The sequence below is a fragment of the Paenibacillus sp. SER-28 genome (assembly GCF_052906305.1).
The window spans coordinates 1-537 of sequence record NZ_JBRECM010000037.1; the positions used below are offsets into that span (position 1 = coordinate 1).

Here is a 537-nt window from a genome sequence, read left to right on the forward strand (position 1 = left end):
GGTCGTTTGTTCAAAATAAGCACCTGACTCTGCATCCATCAGACTATGGAACAACATGCCTTTTTGCATCGGCGTCAACGCATATACATTTTCCAGTTCCCCCATGTCACGAGTCCGTTCTACCAATTGATCCAGCTCGGCCATGGTTACATGTTTCAGCATGACATCGCTTGGCGTCAGCTCCTGCTGTTTGCGACCTGTGCAATGCGCAATGATTTCCTGCAAACTGATTCGGAACGCTTCAGCTAGCTGCTCCATCGTTTCACGACGATATTCCTGCTTGCTGTAGCTGATCGTCAATTGCAGTTCGCCTTTCGAAATCAGTCCGTTCATATCCAGCGTGTGCGTTCTAGCTGCATGGGCGCTAAGCTCTGCACCGCTAGCGTAAGGAGATACACCAATGGATTGATTTTGCATATCTTGGTCAAATTGTCCCAAATAGTTAAAGCTGATTTCAGGCTCGGTTACAAAACGCTCTTGCTCACGTGCTGCGGACAGGTATCTCAACATACCGTAGCCAATGCCCTTTTGCGGAAT

At 48.2% G+C, this 537-nt stretch carries 1 protein-coding gene; it reads right to left on the bottom strand.

Annotation, left to right across the window (positions count from 1 at the left end):
* A partial coding sequence (locus tag ACUYLD_RS25455) for a condensation domain-containing protein (RefSeq protein WP_446676225.1) occupies window positions 1-537 on the bottom strand: 537 nt, incomplete at both ends.